This window comes from Kitasatospora arboriphila (assembly GCF_039528095.1).
GTDB classification, from domain to species: Bacteria; Actinomycetota; Actinomycetes; order Streptomycetales; family Streptomycetaceae; genus Kitasatospora; species Kitasatospora arboriphila.
Map to the genome: position 1 here is coordinate 96300 of NZ_BAAALD010000012.1, position 6645 is coordinate 102944.

The 6645-nt window shown below is 74.0% G+C and carries 5 protein-coding genes; 2 read left to right on the top strand and 3 right to left on the bottom strand.

Features of this window, described 5'->3' with window-relative positions:
* Window positions 1-100: 100 nt before the first annotated feature.
* Entirely contained in the window at window positions 101-658 is a 558-nt protein-coding gene (locus ABD353_RS09570) for a CGNR zinc finger domain-containing protein (RefSeq protein WP_344623049.1), read from the top strand.
* Between the two features lie 24 nt (window positions 659-682).
* Here ABD353_RS09570 and ABD353_RS09575 read toward each other — a convergent pair whose 3' ends face one another.
* Complete coding sequence (locus tag ABD353_RS09575; RefSeq protein WP_344623050.1) at window positions 683-2167, bottom strand: FAD-dependent monooxygenase; 1485 nt, start codon at window positions 2165-2167, stop codon at window positions 683-685.
* Window positions 2168-2271: 104 nt separating this feature from the next.
* Between ABD353_RS09575 and ABD353_RS09580 the strand changes: the two genes are divergently transcribed.
* Window positions 2272-3489 carry a bifunctional glycosyltransferase family 2/GtrA family protein gene (locus ABD353_RS09580; protein WP_344623051.1) on the top strand — a complete coding sequence of 406 codons (1218 nt, stop codon included), beginning with the start codon at window positions 2272-2274 and terminating at the stop codon, window positions 3487-3489.
* Between the two features lie 76 nt (window positions 3490-3565).
* Here the strand turns inward: ABD353_RS09580 and paaN are convergent, their stop codons facing one another.
* Both paaN and ABD353_RS09590 read right to left on the bottom strand, forming a co-directional pair.
* Window positions 3566-5266 (bottom strand): phenylacetic acid degradation protein PaaN, encoded by a 1701-nt coding sequence (paaN, locus tag ABD353_RS09585; protein WP_344623052.1) that lies wholly within the window; start codon window positions 5264-5266, stop codon window positions 3566-3568.
* A 101-nt stretch (window positions 5267-5367) separates the two neighbouring features.
* The coding region (locus ABD353_RS09590; protein WP_344623053.1) for a hypothetical protein at window positions 5368-6645 on the bottom strand (1278 nt) is incomplete at its 5' end.

The following is a 6645-nucleotide window of genomic DNA, read 5'->3' on the forward strand; positions in this document are numbered from 1 at the left end:
GCTAAAAAACAGTCAAGTGTGGAATTCGGATCCATCAACAGAATGGATGTGAATTCATACAGTGAATGGCGTCCGGCGGCGCCGCACTACACTCGGCGGCATGGCTGACCCCCGCGACCCGCGACCGCTGATCGGCGAACCGCTCGCCCTCGATCTGCTGAACACCCGCTGGCGCGACGCCGGGCAGCAGGACCTCCTGACCGACCTCGACGGCTACCGCATCTGGCTCTCCTCGGCCGGCCTCGCCGACCGCTGCCCCGCCGACGAGACCTCGCTGACCGCGGTGAAGGCCGCCCGCAGCGCCCTCGACCTGCTCGTGGCCGACCCCGGCTCGGCCGAGGGCGCCGCCGCACTGAACGCCGTCCTCGCGCACGGCAGACTCCGGCACAGCCTCGGCCCGGACGGCCCCGCCGAGGCCGCCGAGGCCGACCCGCCGCAGCAGCTCGCCGCCTGGCTCGCCGCCGACGACTACCTCTCGCTGCTGCGCCGGGGCGCGCACCGCATCAAGCAGTGCGCACACCCGGCGTGCATTCTGCACTTCTTCGACACATCGCAGAACGGGCGCCGGCGGTGGTGCTCGATGGCGCTCTGCGGGAACCGCTCGAAAGCCGCCCGCCATTACGAGCGGACGGCCGGCGGGCGCACGGGCACGCTCTGAGGGACTCCCGTCCGGGAACGCTCCCTACGGCTGGGTGGGACGGCCGAGCAGCGCGGTGAGGGCGGCGCGGACCTCGGTGCGGGTGGGGTCGACCGCGGCCCAGGCCGCGTAGCCGTCCGGGCGGACCAGCAGGACGGTGTCGCGCAGCTTGCCGTGCGGGTCGGCGGGGGCCGCCGTCACCACCCGGCCGGCCCACTGGTCGGTGTACGGCTGCTCGTCGTTGGAGACCAGCACCGCGCGGCCGCCGCGCAGCGCCTCGTACAGCCGCGGCGCGTCCCCGGGCTCGTCCACCGCCAGCCGCAGGTCGGGGATGCGCCGGCCGACCAGCGGGTGCGCCTCCCCGGCCGGCGGGTACGCCACCGCGAGGCCGGAGACCGCCCGCGCGCCGAACCGGGTGAGCGGGCCGAGCCGGTCCGCCGCCGCGGTCAGCACCCCGCCCGCCACCCGGGCCGGCAGGGACTGCGCCAGCGCCACCCGGATCAGCGCGCCCGAGCTGCGCAGCACGGCCTTCCCGACCGGGTGGCGCTCGCTCTGGTAGGTGTCGAGCAGGGCGTCCGGCGCCCAGCCCTGCACCGCGCCGACGAGCTTCCAGCCCAGGTTGGCGGCGTCCTGGAGACCGGTGTTCATGCCCTGGCCGCCGGCCGGCGAGTGGCAGTGCGCCGCGTCGCCGGCGAGGAAGACCCGGCCGGAGCGGTAGGTCGGCACCTGCCGCTCGTCGCTGTGGAAGCGGGAGGACCAGCGGACGTCGTGGAGTCCGTGGTCGGTGCCCAGCACCGCGCGCAGCAGCCCGGTGAGTTCGGCCGGGTCCACCGGGGCGGCGTCCGGCAGGCTGCGGTGCCGGTCCCAGGCGATCACCCGGTACCAGCCGTCGCCGAACGGCGCGACGAAGGCGAAGCCCGCCTCGTTCGCGCCGACCGTGAGGACCTCCTCCGGCGCCTTCTCCAGCCGGGCGTCCGCGAGCATCACCGAGTCCACCACCGAGGTGCCCGGGAAGGGCAGGCCCAGCAGGTCGCGGACGGTGCTGTGCACGCCGTCCGTGCCGACCGCGTAGGCGGCCCGGTACGAGGCGGTGCCGCCGTCCTCGCGGACGTCCAGGCGCACCCCGGCGGCGTCCTGCCGCAGCCCCACCACCTCGGCGCCCCGGCGGATCACCGCGCCGGCCTTCAGCGCCCGCTCCTGCAGCAGCCGCTCGGTGTTCGACTGCGGGGTGATCAGCACGAAGGGGAAGCGGGTCGGCAGGTCGCCGAGCTCCACCCGGACCTTGCCGAACAGCCGCAGCGAGGACAGCGGTGTCCCGGTCGCGATCAGGTCGTCGGCCAGCCCTCTGGCGTCCAACTGCTCCAGGGTCCGGGCGTGCACCGCGAACGCCCGGGTCAGGTTGGACTCGGCGCCGCGCTTCTCCAACACCGTCACCCGGACCCCCGCCGCCGCCAGGTCGCCGGCCAGCAGCAGGCCGGTGGGGCCTGCGCCGACGACCACGACATCGGAGTTGAGCTGCCTGTCAGCCATGTGTCATCTCCCGTTGGTGGTACGGCGAGCGGGCTGCGCGGTTCTCAGTCCGCTCTCACCCTCCCATCATCCCGGGCCCATCAGCCGCTGTGAGCCTCTTTGGCATGACAGAGCCCGCAACGATCCTGGCCGACACCCCTCCGGGCGGTGGCACGGTACGGACGAGCCTGGTCGAGGTGGTCGTCCCGGTCTACAACGAGGAGCACACCCTGGAGCGGTGTGTCCGGCGGCTGCACGCCTACCTCTCCGAGACCTTCCCCTACCCCTACCGGATCACCGTCGCCGACAACGCCTCCACCGACGGCACCTGGCAGGTCGCGACCGCCCTCGCCGAGGAGATCCCCCAGGTCACCGCCGTCCACCTGGACCTCAAGGGCCGCGGCCGCGCGCTGCGGCAGGTCTGGGGCGACAGCGACGCCGACGTCGTCGCCTACATGGACGTCGACCTCTCCACCGGTCTGGAGGCCTTCCTGCCGCTGGTGGCGCCGCTGCTCTCCGGCCACAGCGACCTCGCCATCGGCAGCCGGCTGCACCGCGGCTCGGCGGTCGTGCGCGGGCCCAAGCGGGAGTTCATCTCCCGCACCTACAACCTGCTGCTGCGGGCGACCATGGCGGCCAAGTTCTCCGACGCCCAGTGCGGCTTCAAGGCGGGCCGCACCGCGGTGGTGAAGCAGCTGCTGGGCGAGGTCGAGGACAACGCCTGGTTCTTCGACACCGAGCTGCTGCTGCTCGCCGAGCGGTCCGGGATGCGCATCCACGAGGTCCCGGTGGACTGGGTGGACGACCCGGACAGCCGGGTGGACATCGTCCGCACCGCCCTCGACGACCTCCGGGGCATGGCCAGGGTCGCCCGCCGCTCGCTGTCCGGCGCCGGCGTGGTGCAGCCGCCCGAGCGGCCCGGGCAGGACCGGCTGCCGCCGGGCCTCGGCTGGCAGCTCGCGAGCTTCGCCGTGGTCGGCACGGTGTCCACGCTCGCCTACGTGCTGCTCTACCTGGGGATGCGTCAGCTGGTGCCGGCGCTGGCCGCCAACTTCCTGGCGCTGGCCGTCACCGCGGTGTTCAACACCGCCGCGAACCGCCGCTTCACCTTCGGGGTGACGGGCCGTCGGGACGCGCTCAAGCACCAGATCGAGGGCGGGATCGCCTTCGTCATCGGGCTGGTGCTCAGCAGCGGGGCGATCGCCCTGCTCGGGGCGGCCGCCCCGGCCGCCGGGCACTCCGCCGAGCTGGCCGCCCTGGTCGCCGCCAACGCGCTGGCCACGCTGGTGCGCTTCGTGCTGCTGCGGGTCTGGGTGTTCAACCCGCGGCGGGCCCGCCGGTGAGGCGGCGGGCCGGGGAAGGCCGGCGGCCCGCCCCCGCGGTGCGGGAGCGGGCCGCCGGACCGTGCCGGACGCCGGATCAGCCGTGCCGGCGGACCTCCACCGTGCGGAACCGGCCGGCGACGAACGCGCCGTCGCAGTAGGCCGAGTTGGCGGCCGGGTTGGCACCCGTGCCGTGCAGGTCGGAGAAGGCGGCGGTCTGGTTGACGTAGACCCCGCCGGTGAGGTTCAGCGAGAGCGAGACGCCGGAGTCCAGGCAGGCCTGGACCAGGGCCTGCTCCACCTCGGGGGAGGTGGTGTAGGCGCCGACGGTCATCGCGCCCTGCTCGCGGACGCTGCGGCGCAGCAGCTCGATGCCGGCCGCGGTGTTCTCCACCGCGACGGTGAAGGAGATCGGGCCGAACTGCTCGCCCAGGAAGGCCGCCCGGTCGTCCGGCTTGTCGGCGTCGGCCTTGACCAGGGCGGGCGTGCGGATGGTCGCGCCGGGGAACTCGGCGGAGGTCACCGGCCGCGGGGCGAGCGCGAGTTCGCCGAACTCGCCGCCGGCGGCCTGAGCGGTGCGCTGCAGCACGCCCGGGTTGACCACCGCGCCGAGGATGGCGGCCGCGCGGGCGTCGTCCGAGAGCAGCCCGTCGACGGCGGCCGCGAGGTCGGCGACCACCTCGTCGTAGGACTTGTCGCCCTGGTCGGTGGCGATGCCGGTGCGCGGGATCAGCAGGTTCTGCGGGGTGGTGCACATCTGGCCGCTGTACAGGGACAGCGAGAAGGCCAGGTTGTTCAGCATGCCCCGGTAGTCGTCGGTCGAGTCGACCAGCACGGTGTTGACGCCGGCCTTCTCGGTGTAGACGAGGGCCTGGCGGGCGTTGTCCTCCAGCCAGTCGCCGAAGGAGGTCGAGCCGGTGTAGTCGATGACCTTGACCTCGGGGCGGACGGCCAGCACCTGTGCGGCGGTGCCGCCCTCGTGCTCGGCGGCCAGGCACACCGTGTTGGGGTCGAAGCCGGCCTCGGCGAGCACCTCGCGGGCGATCCGGACGGTCAGCGCCAGCGGCAGCACGGCGCGCGGGTGCGGCTTGACCAGCACCGCGTTGCCGGTGGCCAGCGAGGCGAACAGGCCGGGGAAGCCGTTCCAGGTCGGGAAGGTGTTGCAGCCGATCAGCAGCGCGGTGCCGCGCGGCACCACGGTGAACTCCTTGACCATCTGCAGCGGCTCGCGCTTGCCCTGCGGCTTCGTCCAGCCGGCGCTCTGCGGCAGCCGGGTCTGCTCGGCGTAGGCGTAGGCGACGGCCTCCAGGCCGCGGTCCTGGGCGTGCGGGCCGCCGGCCTGGAAGGCCATGCCGAAGGCCTGGCCGGTGGTGTGCATCACCGCGTGCGCGAACTCGTGCGAGCGGGCGTTGATCCGGGCCAGGATCTCCAGGCAGACCGCCGCGCGGGCCGCCGGGCCGGCCGCCGCCCACGCCGGGCGGGCCGCCTCCAGCGCCGCGATCAGCGCGCCGGGCTCGGTGTGCGGGTAGCTGACGCCGAGCTCGATGCCGTACGGGGAGGTCTCGCCGCCGACCAGGTCGCCGTCGGTGGGCTGGCCCTCGACCGCGAACACGCTGCCGAGCAGGGCGTCGAAGGCCGCCTTGCCGTCCTCGGCGCCGGTCTCGCCGTACGCCTTGGGGAACTCGGGGTAGGGCGACCAGTAGTCGCGCTCGGCCATCGCGGTGAGCGCGCGGTCGAGGGTGTCCTGGTGGCGTTCGATCAGGTCGGCGACCTTGGGGTCGGGGGTCGCAGCAGCCATGGTGCGCTCCTCACAGGGGCGGGCGGGACACCCCAAAGAGTAACCGAACGATCGGTCGGGACAAGAGGGCGCGGCCGCCCGCCGCCCGGCCGCCTCCGCGGTTACGGAATGCCCAGCTCGAAGATCACGTAGCCGGCGTACCAGCCGGACGCGACGCCGGCCACGCCCAGCACCACCGCCAGCGACGGCAGGCTGAGCCGCCGCAGCCCGAGCGCCACCGGGATCGTCAGCGGGAACACCGGCAGCACGAAGCGGGAGAGCGTGCCGAACATCTGCTGGCTGCCCAGCGCCAGCACCAGCGTCCCCAGCGTGTAGACCACCAGCACCAGCGGCGGCCGCCGGGACAGGAACGGCACCAGCAGGCAGGGCAGCGCGAACAGCACCAGGACGGCGACCAGGTCCTCGGTCGGGTACGGGAAGAGGTAGGCGGTCTCGCCGACCAGGATGTTGGAGACGGCCGTGCTCGTGTACGAGCCCCAGTCGAAGAAGTGCAGCCAGCCGTAGCGCTGCAGGGTGAGGTAGCCGTCCAGGTGCCCCATCCGCCAGCCCACCCAGCCGATGTAGCCGAAGAAGCTCAGCGGCGGCAGCAGGATCGCCGTCAGCGGCCCGGCCACGCCCTCCTCCCGGCGCCGGAACAGCGCGACGGCGGCGGAGAGCGCGACACCGGCGATCAGCGTCATCGAGGTCGGCCGGCTCAGCCCCGCGACGAAGGCCACCAGCGCGGCCTGCGACCACTGCCGGGTGATCGTGAAGTAGCAGGCCCACGAGGCCAGCGCCACGAACAGCGACTCCGTGTACACCGCCCACTCGACGCCCGCCCCGGGGAAGGCGCCCCAGACCGCCGCGGCGATCACACCGGCCCGCCTGCCGCCGAGGTGCGCCGCCACCGCGTAGATGCCGGCCGCGGCCACGAAGGAGGAGACCACCGAGACGAGCATGCCCGCGCCGTACAGCCCGAGGCCGGTGCCGTCCGACACCAGCCGGACGAGGCCCGGGTACAGCGGGAAGAACGCCGAGGAGTCCTGGTGGACGGGGAAGAACCCGCCCGGGTCCGGTATCAGCTTGGGGTCGTAGCCGATCTCCGCGATCTGCCGGTACCACCAGCCGTCCCAGGAGCCGACCACGTCCCACGGGTGCGCGCCGCCGCCGAACCGCGGCGACTGCTCGCGGAACTTGCCGGACGACTCCAGCAGCATCATGAAGACGGCGAAACCGATCAGCTTGACCGCGCCGAACAGCCCGAGCGCCGGTCCGAAGCGCGCCGCCGCCGAGCCGAACGCGCCGCGCAGCGGCTGCGGGGGCCGCCGGTCGCCGCGGTCCTCCGCACCGGCCGGCACCGGATCGGCGCCCACCGGGTCGGGGGGGGGGCGGCGGCCGGG